Source organism: Amycolatopsis sp. NPDC004747 (assembly GCF_053601335.1).
Window position 1 is genome coordinate 366,231 of sequence record NZ_JBSGBQ010000004.1, and the last position, 15,227, is coordinate 381,457.

At 71.8% G+C, this 15,227-nt stretch carries 15 protein-coding genes; 4 read left to right on the plus strand and 11 right to left on the minus strand.

The window, feature by feature from the left end:
* Positions 1-45 precede the first annotated feature (45 nt).
* Both ACWEGE_RS08465 and ACWEGE_RS08470 read left to right on the plus strand, forming a co-directional pair.
* The gene (locus ACWEGE_RS08465; RefSeq protein WP_449659785.1) at positions 46-249 is read left to right on the plus strand and encodes an MbtH family protein; all 204 of its coding nucleotides are present in this window, start codon (positions 46-48) and stop codon (positions 247-249) included.
* Complete coding sequence (locus tag ACWEGE_RS08470) at positions 249-1,214, plus strand: ATP-binding cassette domain-containing protein (protein ID WP_449659786.1); 966 nt, start codon at positions 249-251, stop codon at positions 1,212-1,214. The genes ACWEGE_RS08465 and ACWEGE_RS08470 overlap by 1 nt, the downstream gene beginning before the upstream one ends.
* 99 nt (positions 1,215-1,313) lie before the next feature.
* On the opposite strand, the gene ACWEGE_RS08475 is transcribed toward ACWEGE_RS08470, so the two are convergent.
* The 9 genes from ACWEGE_RS08475 to ACWEGE_RS08515 all read right to left on the minus strand — a co-directional run bounded on the left by ACWEGE_RS08475 (position 1,314) and on the right by ACWEGE_RS08515 (position 10,566).
* Positions 1,314-2,633, minus strand: a complete 1,320-nt coding sequence (locus ACWEGE_RS08475; RefSeq protein ID WP_449659787.1) for an MMPL family transporter — start codon at positions 2,631-2,633, stop codon at positions 1,314-1,316.
* A 143-nt stretch (positions 2,634-2,776) separates the two neighbouring features.
* On the minus strand, positions 2,777-3,757 hold the full coding sequence (gene sbnA / locus ACWEGE_RS08480) for a 2,3-diaminopropionate biosynthesis protein SbnA (RefSeq protein ID WP_449659788.1): 981 nt from the start codon (positions 3,755-3,757) through the stop codon (positions 2,777-2,779).
* 13 nt (positions 3,758-3,770) lie between these two features.
* Positions 3,771-4,808, minus strand: coding sequence for a 2,3-diaminopropionate biosynthesis protein SbnB (gene sbnB / locus ACWEGE_RS08485; RefSeq protein ID WP_449659789.1), 1,038 nt, complete (start codon positions 4,806-4,808; stop codon positions 3,771-3,773).
* A gap of 25 nt (positions 4,809-4,833) precedes the next feature.
* Positions 4,834-6,210, minus strand: a complete 1,377-nt coding sequence (locus tag ACWEGE_RS08490) for a preATP grasp domain-containing protein (RefSeq protein ID WP_449659790.1) — start codon at positions 6,208-6,210, stop codon at positions 4,834-4,836.
* Between the two features lie 14 nt (positions 6,211-6,224).
* A complete protein-coding gene (gene fabG, locus ACWEGE_RS08495; RefSeq protein ID WP_449659791.1) occupies positions 6,225-6,965 on the minus strand; it encodes a 3-oxoacyl-[acyl-carrier-protein] reductase in 741 nt (246 codons plus the stop codon).
* Positions 6,962-8,068: a beta-ketoacyl synthase N-terminal-like domain-containing protein gene (locus ACWEGE_RS08500; RefSeq protein WP_449659792.1), complete on the minus strand. Its 1,107-nt coding sequence runs from the start codon at positions 8,066-8,068 to the stop codon at positions 6,962-6,964. The genes fabG and ACWEGE_RS08500 overlap by 4 nt, the downstream gene beginning before the upstream one ends.
* Positions 8,065-9,315 carry a beta-ketoacyl-[acyl-carrier-protein] synthase family protein gene (locus ACWEGE_RS08505; RefSeq protein ID WP_449659793.1) on the minus strand — a complete coding sequence of 417 codons (1,251 nt, stop codon included), beginning with the start codon at positions 9,313-9,315 and terminating at the stop codon, positions 8,065-8,067. Before ACWEGE_RS08505 ends, ACWEGE_RS08500 begins: the two co-directional genes overlap by 4 nt.
* A gap of 10 nt (positions 9,316-9,325) precedes the next feature.
* Positions 9,326-9,577, minus strand: coding sequence for an acyl carrier protein (locus ACWEGE_RS08510; RefSeq protein WP_449659794.1), 252 nt, complete (start codon positions 9,575-9,577; stop codon positions 9,326-9,328).
* Positions 9,578-9,831: 254 nt separating this feature from the next.
* The gene (locus ACWEGE_RS08515; RefSeq protein WP_449659872.1) at positions 9,832-10,566 is read right to left on the minus strand and encodes an AfsR/SARP family transcriptional regulator; all 735 of its coding nucleotides are present in this window, start codon (positions 10,564-10,566) and stop codon (positions 9,832-9,834) included.
* A 1,027-nt stretch (positions 10,567-11,593) separates the two neighbouring features.
* Here ACWEGE_RS08515 and ACWEGE_RS08520 point away from each other — a divergent pair.
* Together ACWEGE_RS08520 and ACWEGE_RS08525 are read left to right on the plus strand one after the other, a co-directional pair.
* Positions 11,594-11,839 carry an ATP synthase subunit c family protein gene (locus ACWEGE_RS08520; RefSeq protein ID WP_086849931.1) on the plus strand — a complete coding sequence of 82 codons (246 nt, stop codon included), beginning with the start codon at positions 11,594-11,596 and terminating at the stop codon, positions 11,837-11,839.
* Positions 11,840-12,247: 408 nt separating this feature from the next.
* The gene (locus ACWEGE_RS08525; RefSeq protein ID WP_449659795.1) at positions 12,248-12,778 is read left to right on the plus strand and encodes a 2'-5' RNA ligase family protein; all 531 of its coding nucleotides are present in this window, start codon (positions 12,248-12,250) and stop codon (positions 12,776-12,778) included.
* On the opposite strand, the gene ACWEGE_RS08530 is transcribed toward ACWEGE_RS08525, so the two are convergent.
* Positions 12,775-14,262 (minus strand): hypothetical protein, encoded by a 1,488-nt coding sequence (locus tag ACWEGE_RS08530; RefSeq protein ID WP_449659796.1) that lies wholly within the window; start codon positions 14,260-14,262, stop codon positions 12,775-12,777. The two genes, ACWEGE_RS08525 and ACWEGE_RS08530, sit on opposite strands and share 4 nt — an antisense overlap.
* Positions 14,263-14,335: 73 nt before the next feature.
* Positions 14,336-15,172 carry a PaaX family transcriptional regulator gene (locus ACWEGE_RS08535; RefSeq protein WP_449659797.1) on the minus strand — a complete coding sequence of 279 codons (837 nt, stop codon included), beginning with the start codon at positions 15,170-15,172 and terminating at the stop codon, positions 14,336-14,338.
* Between the last annotated feature and the right edge of the window lie 55 nt (positions 15,173-15,227).

A 15,227-nucleotide genomic window follows, 5' to 3' on the forward strand; every position in this document is an offset into this window, starting at 1 on the left:
CGAACACCATGACACAAGCCGCCCCGAGACACACGGAGATGTGAAGTGACGAGTCCATTCGACGACGAGAACGGCCGGTTCCTCGTCCTGGTCAACGCCGAGGAAGAACGCAGCATCTGGCCGGTGTTCGCCGCGGTGCCGCCGGGGTGGGACATCGCACTCGGCGAGAGTTCCCGCGCCGACGCGATCGCCCACGTCGAGGCGACCTGGACGGACCTGCGCCCGAAGAGCCTGCGGGACGCCGTCTGATGGCGAGCGACGCGCTCGACCGCGAAGCGGCCATCGAAGTCACCGGGCTGCGCAAGGGGTTCGGCGACCACCAGGCGCTGGGCGGCGTCGACCTGCGGGTGCCCGCGGGCTCGGTGCTGGGCCTGCTCGGCCCCAACGGCGCCGGCAAGACCACCACGGTCCGGATCCTCGCGACGCTGCTGCGCCCGGACGGCGGCACCGCCCGGGTCGCCGGGTTCGACGTGGCCACGCAGGCGAAGGAGGTGCAGCGCCGGATCGGCCTGGTCGGCCAGTACGCCGCGGTCGACGAGCTGCTCACCGGGCGCCAGAACCTCCAGCTGCTCGGCACGCTGCTGCACCTCGGCCGCCGCGGCGCCCGCGAGCGGGCCACCGAGCTGCTGGAGAGGTTCGACCTGACCGACGCGGCCGACCGCGCGGTCGGCACGTACTCGGGCGGCATGCGGCGGCGGCTGGACCTGGCGACCTGCCTGATCGGCCGCCCGTCGGTGCTGTTCCTCGACGAGCCGACGACCGGCCTCGACCCGGCGAGCCGCAGCACGCTGTGGGGGATCGTGCGCGGCCTGGTCGACGAGGGTGTCACGGTCCTGCTCACCACGCAGTACCTCGAGGAGGCGGACTACCTCGCCGACCACATCGTGGTGATCGACCACGGCCGCGTGATCGCCGAGGGAACGGCGGACGAGCTGAAGCGCAAGATCGGCGCGGAGCGGCTCGAGGTCGCCGTCACCGAGCAGAAGTGGCTCCAGCCCGCGGTTTCGGCGCTGTCCGGTGTTTCGGGTTCGCCGGTGACCGTCGACGAACGCAAGCGGAGCATCTCGGTCGAGCTGGCCGACACCGCCGGGGGTGTCGCGGCCGCGGCCGCCGCCCTGCGCGACGCCGGCGTGGAGTACACGGACTTCGCCCTGCGACGCCCGACGCTCGACGAAGTGTTCCTCGACCTCACCGGGCGCCCTTCGGGCACCTGACCCGCCCCGGACCGGAAGTGGTTGCCGCTGCCGGACTTCCGGCAGCGGCTTCGCGCGAGCGCGAGCCGGAACCGGCGGGCCGGGGACCGGAAACTCGTGTCAGCCGGCGTTCTTCGGGCCCCTGACCCGCCACCAGTTCGTCCGGCCTCCGAGCACCGCCAGGCGCGGGAGCAGGAGGAACCGGACGATCAGGGTGTCGGCGACCAGGACCACCGCGGTCGCCAGGGCGAACTCGCGGACGTCCCCGCTTTCCGTCAGGCCCCAGACCAGCCACATCGCCACCGTCACCAGCAGCGCGCCGCCGGATGCCGACCAGGCCCGGCGGCACGCGTGTGCCACCGTGTTGCGGCGGGACATGCCGGCCAGGGTTTCGCTCCGCAGCCGGTGCAGCAGGTAGACCTGCAGGTGGTTGGCCGGCACGAGCAGCACGACCACCAGCACCATCGGCGCCCAGCCGGGCAGCGGGTCGGCGAGCAGGGCCAGCATGCCCAGCCCGGCGAGCACGGCGAGGCCGTTCAGCAGGAACGTCGCCAGCGCCACCACCGGCCGCCGGTAGGCGACGAGCGTGGCCAGGCCGAGCACCACCAGCAGCGTCGTCACCCCGCCGACGTCGAGGTCGGCGGCCAAGGGACGGCAGCCGGGGCAGCCGGGGGCGAACACGCGCAACGCCCCGTAGACCGCGGCGGCGCCGAGGGTGAGCACGCCGGCCGCGACCGCCGTGGTCCGGGTGAACCGGGGCAGGTCGCCGACCTTCAGCCGCGCGGGCGGCTGCGGCGGGAGCTCCTTCGACGAGGTGAGCACGCGATCGTTGAGAGCGGGCAGCAGGCTCAGCGTGGCGACCGTCGCCACCAGCACCGCGACGAGCACCGCGGTGGCCAGCGGCAGCAGCTCCGCCGCGCCGGCGACGGCCACCGCGGCCAGTGCCGCGGCCACCCCGCTGCCGGAGACGAGGGCGGCGTTGCCCGCCGTGCCGGCGACGATCCGCGCGGCCCGCGTCGCGTCGTTGCCGCCGGCCAGTGCCTCCCGCCGCCGGCAGAAGGCGAACAGCAGGTGCTGGACCGAAACCGTGATGACGACCAGCAACGCGGCGTCGCCGGTGCGCGGTGACATCGTGACCGACTCGGAGACGGTGTCGAGCATCGCCGCCGACGCCGCGGTGACGACGCTGATGAACAGCGCGGACACGAGCAGCAGCAGCCGGGAGAACGGCACGCTCATCAGCACCGCGACGGGCGCGGCCACCACCGGCCACCAGTTCGCCGCCACGTCGGGGTCGGAGAGCGAACCGTCGCCCAGCCGGTGCCCGCCGGTGAGACCCGGCAGCTGCGCCAGTGCCACGAAAACCAGCCAGAGGCCGATGACCACCCCGGCGTGGCCGGCGGACCAGCAGGACGCGCGGACGGCCAGTGAAGGCTTCACGATCGTCCCCCTAGACCCGATCGGCGTGGCGCGCTCCCGGTCGGTTTCCCCCCGCGCCTGTGTTCGAGTCTAGTGAACCGTGACCGTTCGTTCACGGGGTGTGAGTCCCGGATCCGCGGTGGTGCTAGGCCGTGTGTGGTGGATCACAGCGCACCGACCCGGCGAGCCCTCACGTCTTCCTCGAGCAGCTCCTCGCCGTAGAGGTCGGCCACCCACTGGTCGTGGTAGACGGTGTCGAGGTAGCGGTCGCCGAGGTCGGGCGCGATCGCGACGGCCGTGCCGACGTCGTCGTGCCGCGCCAGCCAGCTCAGCGCGCCGCTCACGACGGTCCCGGTGGAGCCGCCGAAGCAGAACCCCTCCCTGGTGAGGGCCCGGCAGGTGCGCACGGTGTCGGCTTCTTCCACGTGGAGGACGTCGTCGACGTAGGAGGTGTCGAGCATCGGCGGCCGGATCCCGGTGCCCAGCCCGGGGATCATCCGGCGGGCAGGCGGCGTGCCGAAGGTGACCGAACCGACCGTGTCGATCGCGACCACGCGGGTGCCCGGCCGGTGTTCGCGCAGGTACCGGGCGCACCCCATGAGCGTTCCGGTGGTGCCCGCCCCGATGAAGACGACGTCCGCGTCGGGGAAGGCGCCGGCGATCTGCGGGCCGGTGGTCTCGTAGTGGGCACGCCAGTTCCCGGCGTTTTCGTACTGGTTGAGCCAGACGTGGCCGTGCTCGGCGCACAGCCGCCGCACCAGCTCGATGCGCGCGCCCAGCAGGCCGTGCTCCGGGTGCGGCTCGGTGACGATGCGGACCTCGGCGCCGAGCGTCTCCATCAGCTGCCGGGCCCCGAGCGTGCACCGCGAGTCGGTGACGCAGACGAACCGGTAGCCGGAGCTGGCGGCGACGAGGCTCAGCGCGACGCCGAGGTTGCCGGACGAGCTCTCCACGAGCGTCGAGCCGGGCCGCAGGTCGCCGCGGCGCTCGGCCGCGGCGACCATCGAGCGGGCGGCCTTGATCTTGATCGACCCGGCGAAGTTGAAGCCTTCGCACTTGAGGTACAGCGGCCGGCCCGCGAACCGGCGCAGGTCGACGAACAGGTCGTCGGTGTTGAAGTCCTGAGGGGCGGTGATTATCGGCACGCGAAGCTCCCGCTCACCGCTTGCCGTACCGGTCGAGTTCGAAGAAGAACTCCGGCACGGTCCGCAGGTCGCCCGCCGCGTGCAGCTGGTCGTAGACGTGCTTGCCGACGGCGAGGTCGAGCACCCCGAGCCCGAACGGCGAGAAGACCAGCGGCCGGTCCTTCGGCAGCGACGCCTTCCCGGTCATCACGTCGTACAGCGTCCCGGACAGGAAGTCCCGGTCGCCGGTCCGCTGCTCGGCCAGGTGCACCGAAGTGTTCGCCTTCAGGCAGTGCTCGACGTCGTCGACGACGTTGGTCGAGGCCAGGATCACCTCGGGCGAGAGGTCGCGCAGCGAGACGTGCAGCACCAGCGGGTTGTGGTCGAACCACGCCGGGTCGTGGACGTGCGGCTCCCCGGCGACGGTCGCGAACACGACCAGGTCGCTCGCGCGGATCAGGTCCTCGGCGGACTCGTGCACGGTGACCGACGGCTGCCCGGCCGCGCTCAGGTAGCCGCGGAACCCTTCGGCGTGCGCGGTGCTCAGGTCGAACACACCGACGTCGTCGAAGTCCCAGCCCCCGGCGGCCAGGTAGGTGTGGATGTACCGGGCGATCAGGCCGGTGCCGACGATGCCGAGCCGGGCGGGCCGGGCGCGGTCGCGGGTCAGCCAGTCGGCGGCGAGCGCGGCCGACGCGGCGGTCCGGGTGGCGCTGATGATGGAGCTTTCCAGGCAGGCCAGCGGATAACCGGTCCGCCGGTCGTTGAGGACGAGGATCGCCGAGGCCCGCGGCAACCCGCTCGCCACGTTCTCCGGGAAGCTCGAGATCCACTTCAGCCCGTCGACCGCGATGTCCCCGCCGACCGACGCCGGCAGCGCGATGATCCGCGAGGACGGCCGGTCCGGGAACCGCAGGAAGTACGACGGCGGGTTGACCGTGTCGCCGTCGCCGTGGAGGCGGTAGGCCGACTCGATCAGGTCGATGACGAGCTTCTCCTGTCCACTGAGGACGTCGTTGACCTGCGTCCCGGAGATCACGGCGAACTCCGGGACGGACGTGCTGCTGCTCATGCTGGCGGTCTCCTGAGACTGGTGGTCATTCGGCGGTGAGGGTGGCGAGGCGGTCGGTGATCCGGCGGTCCAGCTCGTCGAGCGTCTCCGCCGACGGGCCGATGAGCACGCCGTAGAGGCGGCCGGCGAACGCTTCGCCCGCGGCGGCGACCCCGGCACCCGCGTTGACCGTCGCGAAGTTGTTGACGAGCAGCCCGCTCCCGGACCCGGCGAACAGCAGATCCCCGAGCGCCGGCCGCAGCCGCGCGAAGGGCAGGGGAGCGGCCAGGCGCACCGGGTAGTGCCGCGCCATCGCGACCGCGCCCTCGGGCACGAACCGCTCCTGCAGCGGCACCTGGTAGGTCGACATGTTGTTGCGGGCGTTGATCTCCAGCACCGGGAAGATCCCGCCGTCCGGCTCGACCAGCGCGTCGACGCCGACGACGCCGTAGTAGCCGTCCTGCGCGAGCCGGGCGCCGAGCGCGTCCGCCGCGTGCCGGATCACGGCGTGCTGGGTCCGGTCGAGGCGCGGCGGCATCCGGTGTCCCTTGTGGACGCCGTTTTCGGTGATCGCCTCCTTGACGAAGTCGAACCGCACCGAGCCGTCCCGGCCCACGGTGAACTGGTAGTTCAGGTCGGCGCGCTTCTCGACCCAGGTCTCGGTCACCAGCGCGATCCGGTCGCGGCCCGCCTTCTCCGCGGACCGTTCGATCATCCGCTGCAGGCGCAGCAGCCGCTGCTCGCTGGTCACGACGGCGATGCCCTTCCCCGACACGCCGAACGCCTCCTTCACCACGACCGTGCCGCCCTCGACGAGCACCTTGGCCGCCTCCGGCACGGCTTCGGCCAGCTGTTCGGGTGTGTCGCAGACCCAGCCGGGCGGCTGCCGCAGGCCGAGCTCGTCGGCCAGCTGCCTGCTGTAGACCTTGCTGTTGACGGCCTTGCACAGCGCGGCGGGCGGGGTGGCGAGCGGCACGCCCGTGCGGGCCGCCAGCTCCTCCTCGACGGCCGAAGCGCCGTGCGGCAGCAGGTGCGCGCCGTCGGTGGCCAGCTCGGTGAGCGCCGCGACGAGCGCGGGATCGGCCAGGGCGTCCTGGCTGACGTTGCGCGCCGGGTCCGGCGTCGCGACGACGTGGACCTCCGGTAGCTCGAAGCCGAGGTCGAGCAGGTAGCGGTGGTAGTCCGGGTCGGGCGCGTGCTTCAGCACGACGTGGTCGCCCTTGCCGCCCAGCAGCAGCGCGAACTCGTCCATGCTGTTGACCACCGCGGTGCTGCCCGCCGCGGACACCCGCGGCAGGCCGAGCTCGTCGGCCGCCCACAGCTGTTCGACTTCGAAGTTGCCGAGGAAGACGAACGGGTGTTCGGCCGAGCCGAGCGCCGCGGTCTTCAGCCGCGCGATGAAGTTCGGGCTATCGGTGTCCACTGTGGATCTCCCCCTCAGACGACCAGGCCGCCGTCGATCTCGAATACGCTTCCGGTGATGTAGGCGGCGCGGTCGGACGCCAGGTAGGCCACCAGGTCGGCGACCTCTCCGGCGGTGCCGAACCGGCCCAGCGGGATGGCCGCGCGCAGCTTCTCGCGCGCCTTGTCCGTCATCTGGGCGGTCATGTCGGTCTCGATCAGGCCGGGCGCGACGGCGTTGACCCGGATGCCGAACCGGCCGACCTCCTTGGCCAGCGCCTTGGCGAAGCCGATCACGCCACTCTTGGACGCCGAGTAGTTGACCTGCGTCGGGTTGCCGTACACCCCGGACACCGAGGACAGCGTGACGACGCTGCCCCGGCGCTGCTTGAGCATGAGGAACACGGCGGGCTGGCACACGTTGTAGACGCCGTCGAGGTTGGTCCGCAGCACGTCCGTCCAGCGGTCCTCGGTCATCGTCACGAACGCGCCGTCGCGGGTGATGCCTGCCGACGTCACCACGGTGTCCGGGACGCCGAGGCCGGCGGCCGTGGCGGCCACCCACTCGCCGGTCGCTTCCCGGTCGGTGACGTCGACCTTCGTCGCGACCGCCCGCCGCCCGAGGTCGTGCACCTCCTTGACGAGCACGTCGGCGGACTGTTCGTCCGAGCGGTAGCAGAAGGCGATGTCGTGGCCGCTCTCGGCGAGGCTCAGCACGACCGCGCGGCCGATGCCGCGCGAGCCGCCGCTGACCAGCGCGACCTTGGGGGCGCTCATGCCGGGTCGCCGAGCCGCAGCAGCGTGCACGCCACCGAGCCGTCGTCGTCGCAGGTGGTGACGACCGTGTGGTCGGCACCGGCCCGCTCGGCGGACTCGGCGACGCTCAGGACGGCGGCGAGCTGGAACATCGCGCTCGCCGAAGCCGTGTCCCCGAGCAGGTCCGCCGACGGCACCCGGTCGACGGCCGGGTCGCCGAAGAGCCCCCGCAGCGCCACCGTCTCGACCGGCTGCCCGCCGGCGTCGGTGAAGCCGCTGCCGGTCGCGGCCCACACCTGATCGGGCGTGACCCCGGCGGAGGCGAGCAGCTTCCGCACCGCGACGGTGACCGTCCCGGCGAGATCGCCGTCGAGGCACACCCGGGATTCGAACCCTTCCAGGGTGCCCAGCACCCGGCGGCCGGGCGGCCGCAGCTCCGCGGGTTCGAGCAGGAACATCGCGCAGCCCTCGCCGATGACGACCGGGTCGCCCCCGCCGCGGCGGTGGTGCTCGACCCAGGCGCGGGCGGGGGAGTACTCCTCGGCGGCACCGCAGAGCACCCGGGTGGCCCGGCCGGTCCGCAGCAGCCGCCGTGCGTAGTTCAGCGCGTGCGGCCCGGTGGTCCGGCCCGCGGCGATCGTCGCGTTCGGGCCCTTGAGCCCGTGCCAGATCGCGGCCTGCCCGGCGGCGCAGTTCATCACGCAGCCGGGTACCGCGGCCGGTTCGACGTGGTCGGGCTTGTCGCCGGTCAGCGAGGCGCGGGTGAGGTCCATCATGCTCTGCACGCTGCCGGTCGTGGTGCCCAGCACGAACCCGATGTCGTCGCGCTCGTCGCCCGGCTCGACGCCGATGTCGGCGAGCAGGTGCTTCGCCGCGGCGACGGCCAGCCCGCTCACCCGGTTCATCGCCCGGGTGCCCTTCGTGCCGAGGAACTCCCGCGGCTCGAAGCCGGGCACGGTGGCCGCCGTTCCCGCCGGTCCCCGCGCCCAGCGCTGTTCATCTATTGTGGACACCGGGGACGTCCGGGTGCGGACGCCGTCGGCGAAGGAGCCGCGGTCGTGCCCGAACGGCGAGATCGCCGTCCACGCCGAGATGACCGGGGCGGCCGGGGTTGCCGTGCTCATGCCACCGCCTCCCGCGGTCCGTCGTAGCGGCCGATCAGCACGACCGAGTTGTTGCCGCCGAAGGCCCAGCCGTTGTTCTGCACGATTCGCAGGTCGGCTTCGACCGCCACGTTGGGCACGCAGTCGACCGCGCACTCCGGGTCGGTCTCGACTTGGTTGATCGTCGGCGGGATGAACCCTTCGGTGATGGCGACCGAGCAGCCGATCGCGGCCAGTGCACTCGCCGCGCCCATCGAGTGGCCGAGCATCGACTTCATCGAGACCACGCGCGGGGTGTCGTCACCGAACAGCTCGCGGATCGCCGCGGCTTCGGTCTTGTCGTTGGCGTGGGTCCCGGTGCCGTGCGCGGAGATCAGGTCGACTTCGGCGGGCTTGACACCCGCGTTGGCCAGCGCCAGCTCCATGCACCGGGCGATGCCGCCCTGGTGCGGGGCCACCGGGTGGTGGGCGTCGCAGGAGAGGCCGTAGCCGAGCACTTCGCCGTAGATCCGGGCGCCGCGCGCGGTGGCCGACTCCAGGCTCTCCAGCATCAGGATGCCTGCCCCCTCGCCGGTCAGGATGCCCAGCCGGTTCTTGTCGAACGGGCGGCAGTAGTCCGGCGCGATGCTCCGCAGCCGGTAGAAGGAGGTGAACGTCTTGCGGCAGACGGCGTCCGCACCACCGCACAACGCGAAGTCGGCTTCCCCGAGCCGGATCGCGTCGAACGAGTGACCGATCGCGTAGTTGCCCGCCGAGCAGGCCGTCGCGATGCTGCCGACCTCCACATTGGACAGCCGCAGCTCGTGGGCGATCGAGGTGGCGAGCCGTCCGGCCGACGTGCGCCGGGCCAGCCGCGGGCTCATCGCCTCCGGCCCGGCCGCGATCTCCAGCGAGACCATGCTGTCGAGCTCGTGCGACTCGCCGTCGGTCGTGCCGACCGACAGCAGGCAGCGTGCCTCCCGGAGCACGTCGAGGTCGATGCCGGAGTCCGCCACCGCCAGCCGGGCGGCGGCGGTGGAGAACCGGCTCGCGCGGCCGAGCGTTTCGATGTCGACGTTCCGGATCCAGCGTTCCGGCTCGAAGCCGACGACCTCGCAGCCGTTGTTGTGCTCGAACCCGGTCGTGTCGAACACGCTGATCGGCCGGACGTTGCTGCGCCCGGCGCGCAGCGCGGCCGTGAACTCGTCGATGCCCGTGCCCAGGCTGGAAACCACCCCGCAACCGGTGATCACCACCCGCCTGCCGGGTGCGGTGGACTGTTCGCTCATCGGATTTCCCCTACCAGCCGGCGGATTCCGCGACGACGTCGTAGGCGCTGTTCAGGTCGGTCATCCGGCGGAACTGCGCCTGGTCGATCGTGACGCCGAACTGCTTCTCCAGCGCGGCGAGGACATCCATCAGCGTGAGCGAGTCGGCTTCGTGGTCCTCGATGAAGTTGCTCGTCTCGGAGAGCTCGCTGTCTTCGAGTTCGAGGTGCTCGCGGACGATCGCGCGGATCTGTTCCCTGCGCTCGGACACTGCCGCTGTCATGACTGCTCCCGTGGGCGTTTTCGGACGAACTTCGGCCTCGCCGGAAACTAGCCAGCGCAGATGACCGCCCGTTGACCGAACGCTGACGAGGATGCGGTCGGCGTTCCGTCAGCCGTCCGTCATCCGGGTGCGCCATGATCACGGTCGTCGATCACGGAAGGAGAGTGGATGAGCCCGGACCGTGTCCGTGACAGGGAAACGACAGCAGGGACGGCGATGATCGCCGTCCCTGCTGTGGAAAGAGGAGCTGGTGTTCAGTCGAGCATGCAGTCCTGGACCAGGATGGCCTGGTAGAGCTGCCGCAGCGCGCGGCCGGGCGAAAGGCCGAGCTCACTGCCGAGCCACTTGCTGGTGTGGTGGAACACCGACAGTGCCTCGCTTTGCTGGCCCGTGCGGTAGAGGGCGAGCATCAGCAGTTCGCTGAGCCGCTCCCGGCCCGGGTTCTCGGTGGCCAGCTGCCGCAGTTCGTGCACGATCTCGTGCTGCTGACCCACCGCCAGCCGCGCGGCGATCAGGTCTTCCTGAACGGCCAGCCGTCGCTCGTTCAGGTGCGTGGCCGCGGCCCGGCAGCGCACCCCCTCCTGGACGTCCATCAGTGCCGGCCCCCGCCACTGCACGAGCGCTTCCCGCAGGATGCCGGTGGCCTCCTGGGGTGCGGAGGCGACCAGGGACGTGCCGCGCCGCGCGAGCTCGAGGAACCGGTGCGAGTCGATCGCTTCGGCGGGCACCTCCAGCTGGTAGCCGCTGTAGGTGGTCCGGACGATCTCCTCCCCGGTGGCGTCGGTGATCGGCTTGAAAAGCCGCCGCAGCCGTGCGATATTTGCTTGCAGAGCGTTGCGGGAGTTGGCAAGTGACCGCGGGCCCCACAGCTCGTCCGCCAGCTGCTCGTAGGACACCGGCCGGCCCGGTGACAGAGCCATCATCGCCAGCAGGGTCCGGACTTTCTTCGCTCGTATCGAGTAAATTCTCCCATTCGATCTTATTTCCATGGTGCCTAGTAGTTCGATTTCCACTTTGATCGACCCCCAGATTCGGGCAGCCCGCTGCTCATGGTCGGACCATCCGAAGATGTATTTTGCGCAAGATAGTGGCAGAGGGCCGGTGGCTTAGGTACCTCCGTTCGGACCAGTGAAAGGCCCAACTCGTCAGTAGTATCACTTCGTGGACAGTTTGGCTCTGGATGTATTCGGACACCCATGGGGATGGTGGTGTTAGCACCACCATTAATGGTGGTGGCAGCACTCCGCCGGGCGCGGGTGATCTTCGCTGGTAGGGGCTCTCGTGAGCGGTCGTGACGGCCTGCCGCTTGCACGAACGGCAAGGGGGCCATTACAGCGGGAAACCCGCGCTGACCGTGCGGTCGTCCGCGTGGGGGCGGGCGGTCCGGGCCGCCGGGGAGCCGGGTGCCGGAGGCGGGCCGCGGCCGGGGCGGCAGGTCCTCCGCAATGGAAACGCAAAGATCATTCGCGTTTCCGCTGCCCTAATAAAATTGGCGGTTTCGGGGCCCGTCCGGGTTTGTCCGGGATCTGCCTCCGGGGTTGGTGAACGGCGTACCCGGATTTTCGAAACAAGGCACGCGCGGGCCGTGTCTGTGGTAACCGGGTTAGTGGCCCGCCTTCGCCTCGCGGCTGCCTTCTCGCCGGGGCGGCGTCCGGTCGTGATTCGAGCGGACCGCACTCACTGGGCCGGTGATGTCGTGATCACACTGCGTGCACGCGCGGCCGGGCGGCTCCGGCGCTCAGGCCGGCCCGGGTCGGCCACAATGGACACTGCGGATCGCGGGACGGTCGTCCGCTCCGATTCCTCCGGCGGCGGGTTCCGATTTCCCGTGATATCCTGCTGGTGATCGGACCACTCGATGACCGACAATCCCGCCCGGCCGGCGAGATCTGCCTCGATCCGACGAACTCTTCCGGTTTCCGAGCCTTCTCTCAGCCCTGTTCCATGTCCGGTGTGACGCACGAGCCCGCTGTTCCACGCGAGCGTGCGCGTGGACCGATGTGAAGGGGAATGTCCATGAGTGACACAGTTCTGGCCCAGGCCGTCAACATCAACCCCGGCCTCGCTGCCATCGGATACGGCCTGGGCGCGATCGGCCCCGGAATCGGCGTCGGCCTGATCTTCGCCGCCGTCATCAACGGTACCGCGCGCCAGCCGGAAGCGCGCGGGAAACTGCAGACGCTCGGGTATTCGACGTTCGTGCTGAGCGAAGTTCTCGCGTTGATCGGGGTCGTGGTGTATTTCATCGCGTCCAACCGGTGAACCCGTCCGCCCGCGCCCGGGCGCTCCCCGGACGCGGGCGGCGGCCCGGCCGGCGGCTGTCCCGCCGGCGGGTGCGGCAGGTGCGCGGGGTGCGGTGGTTGCCCGCCGCGCTCGCCGGGGTGCGGTGGTTGCCCGCCGCGTTCCCCCGGGTGCGGTGGTTGCTTGCCGCGCTCGCTCGGGTGCGGTGGTTGCTCGCCGTGCTCGCTCGGGTGGGGTGGTGGCTCGCCGTGCTTGCCCGGGATCGGTGGTTGCCCGCCGCGGTCACCCACGACTGGCGGCTGCCCGCCGTGCTCGGCAAGGCGAGCCGCCGCGGCACTCCGTCGGCCGCTGCCGCGGTCGTGGTGGGCGTCCGCGCGGTGGTCCTCGTGCTCCCCGCCTTGCCGGGCAGCGCCGTGCGAACATGCCGTGGTGGACAACCTGGCAGGCGCAACCGAAACGGCCGTGATCGTGCCGGTCCCCGCCGCCGACGCGGTGGTGGGGCCCTACCGGCGAGCGCTGGACCACTCGGCCGTGTGGGGCGTCCCGGCGCACGTCACGGTCCTCTACCCGTTCCTCCCGCCGGACAAGATCACGCCGGCGGTGGTCGGCGCCCTCGGCGAGGTCCTGACCGGGCCGTTCGAGTGCGTCTTCTCCCGGGTCGCCTGGTTCGGGCGGGACGTCGTGTGGCTGGCGCCGGACCCGGCCGAGCCGTTCCGGGTGCTGACCGAACGGGTGTGGCGCCGGTTTCCCGAGTGCCTGCCCTACGGCGGGGCCCACCCCGAGGTGATCCCGCACCTGACGGTCGGCAGCACCCGCCTCGGCGATCGGCCCGCCCTGGAACGCGTGGCCGCCGAGGTGCCCGCGAAGCTCCCGGTCCGGGCCCGGATCGGGAGCGTCCGGCTGATCGCCGGGAACACCAGCCCCGGCTCCTGGCGCACGGTGACCGAGTTCGCGCTCTAGCTCGACCGCATCAGGATGAAGTCGCCGTGGCCGCCGTAGCCCAGGACGTCTTCGGCGTACTGCGTTCCGTCGAAGGTCGGCAGCCACCAGCGGTCGCCGATCTTCACCAGCATCGGGTGCGGGATGTTGGTGCCGTAGGGCGCGTTCAACGTCCCGAGCTTCCGCAGGCCCAGGTCGTACACCGGGTATTCGCGGGCGTCGCCGTCGCTGGCGAACAGGTACCAGCGGCCGCCCACCCGCTGCAGGATCGTCCCCTCCGTCTGCTTCACCGACGTGTCCGCGCCCAGCAGCGTCAGCCCCTGGTCGTAGTCCGCGCCGCACGGGGCCGCGGCCAGGGCCGGGTGGAACACGAAAGCCGGTTGCTGGGCCGGGCTTTCGACGAACGCGATGTGCCAGCGGCCGTCGATCTTCGTCAGGGCCGGGTCCCACGAACTGACCGCCGTCGGCAGCGGGAGCCGCGAGGTGGGCAGGACGTGCACGCCCGAAAGCACGTCGTCGCGGGTGACGGCGTGGCGCACGTGGACGCCGTTGAACGAGAAGTCGCCCCAGGAGCTCATCAGCAGGACGAACCGGTCGCCGTCGAGGACGATCTGGCCGGCGTGGTCGCCGAGGACGACGCCGTCGCGCTCGAAGAACAGGGCCGCCACCTGCTCCAGCTTCGCCGGGTCCGCCAGGTCGAGCGTCCACACCGCCCAGTGCGCCTGCTGGAAGAACCCCAGTCCGGCGTTGGTCATGGTCAGGTACAGCTTGCCGTGGCGGATGTACGGCCGGCCGTCGGCGTACTGCACGACGTGCGGGTCGCGGACGCCCGCCTGGCCGTAGTACCCGGCCCGGACCCGGCCCAGCCGGGCCGGCCCGCGGCTGCCGTAGGCGTAGCCCAGGCGGCCCAGCACCGCCGGGTCGCGCAGGTCGATCCGGGCCCGGACCTGGTCGCGCTCGGTCAGCAGCGGCCGCCAGCCCGCACCCCGGTCGGCCAGCACCGTGACCGCGTTTTCGTTGACCACCACGGCGAACCCGAACGGCGCGCGCAGGTCCGCCGGCGCGGTCTTGACCACGGTGGTCCCGGCCGCCGTGGTGATCTCGATGCCCGCCTGGCCGGCGGCGGCGTCGTAGGTGCCGAGCACCGAGACCCCGGCCCCGGCCAGCCCGGCGACGACGGGCGCGCGGTCGTCGAGCACCTGCACGGTCACCGTCCCGTACGGCGCCTTCGGCCGGATCCCGGTCCTGACCAGCGCGCCGGGCCGGGCGGGGGTGTCGAGCTGGACGAACTTCGGGGCGATGAGGTCGAACGGCCGGAACTGCTCGGCGACGGAGAACTCCAGGTCCAGGGGGCTGGTACCGCCGGCCGTCTGTCCGGGGCTCCGGGTTTCGAAGCCCGCGAGCGGCGCGGCCTCGGCGGTGCCGCCGAACAGGCTCGCGGTCACGCCGGTCACGCCCAGCGCGGTGAGGGCACGCAGCACCTCGCGTCGATCGAAGCCGGTCACCTTTGACCTCCGGGGCAGGGAGCGGGGGAGCCCAGTTTGCAACGTGGCATGCAACGTGGCAACCGCCGTCGGTTCACTCCTCGACGAGGGACTCGAGGAGGCGGCCCGCCAGCTCCTCGGCCGGCTGCGCCCACTCCTGCCGCAGGGTGCGGAACAGCGCCGCGGCGCGCGTGCCCGGCCAGTCGGCGGGCAGCAGCGCCGGCGGCAGGACCGGGTCGCGGCGGATCAGCAGGAGCCATTCCGCGCCCAGCCGGATCCGCCGGGACAGTTCGTCGCCGGGTTCGCCCGGCGCGCCACCGGTCCAGCGGCGGAGGAACTGCTGGTAGCCGGCCGCGATCCGCGGGAGGTCCCACGCTTCGCGGGCGATGCGCGCGGGGTCGGTCCACATGAACGGCTCCGCGCGGAACACCTCGGCGTGGTCGAGCAGGTCGAGCTCGGCCAGCGCCGGCCCGATGTCGGCGGCCGACGCCGAGACCCACAGCCCGCTGCGCAGCGGGCCGAACCCGAACCAGCCCAGCCGGGTGCGCAGGGCGTACCGGTCCGCGCGCCGGGTTTCCGGCACCGAGAACGTCAGCAGCGTCCACCGGCCGTCCCAGTGCCGGTCGACGACGTCGCCGTCGAGCTTGCGCTGGCCGTCGCGCAGCACCGCGGTGCCGTGCTCGGTCAGGCTCAGGAACGCCTGGCGGCCCCGGCGGACCGTGCGGAGCAGCTCGCGGCGGCTCATCCGGCTCAGCGTCGCCCGCGTTGCGTGCTCGCCGACGCCGAGGCCGTCGAGCACGGCGATGACGCCGCCGGTCGACACGGCGATCCCGCGGTCCAGCACGTGGTCGCCGAACAGCGTCAGCAACAGGGCCTCCGGCCGCACGCCGGGCGCGGCCTCGTCCTCGCTCCAGCCGGCCGCTTCGAGCATGCGCCACCTCCTGGCCTCGCCGGATTCTTCGCCATTTCTTCGACGATCATCAATC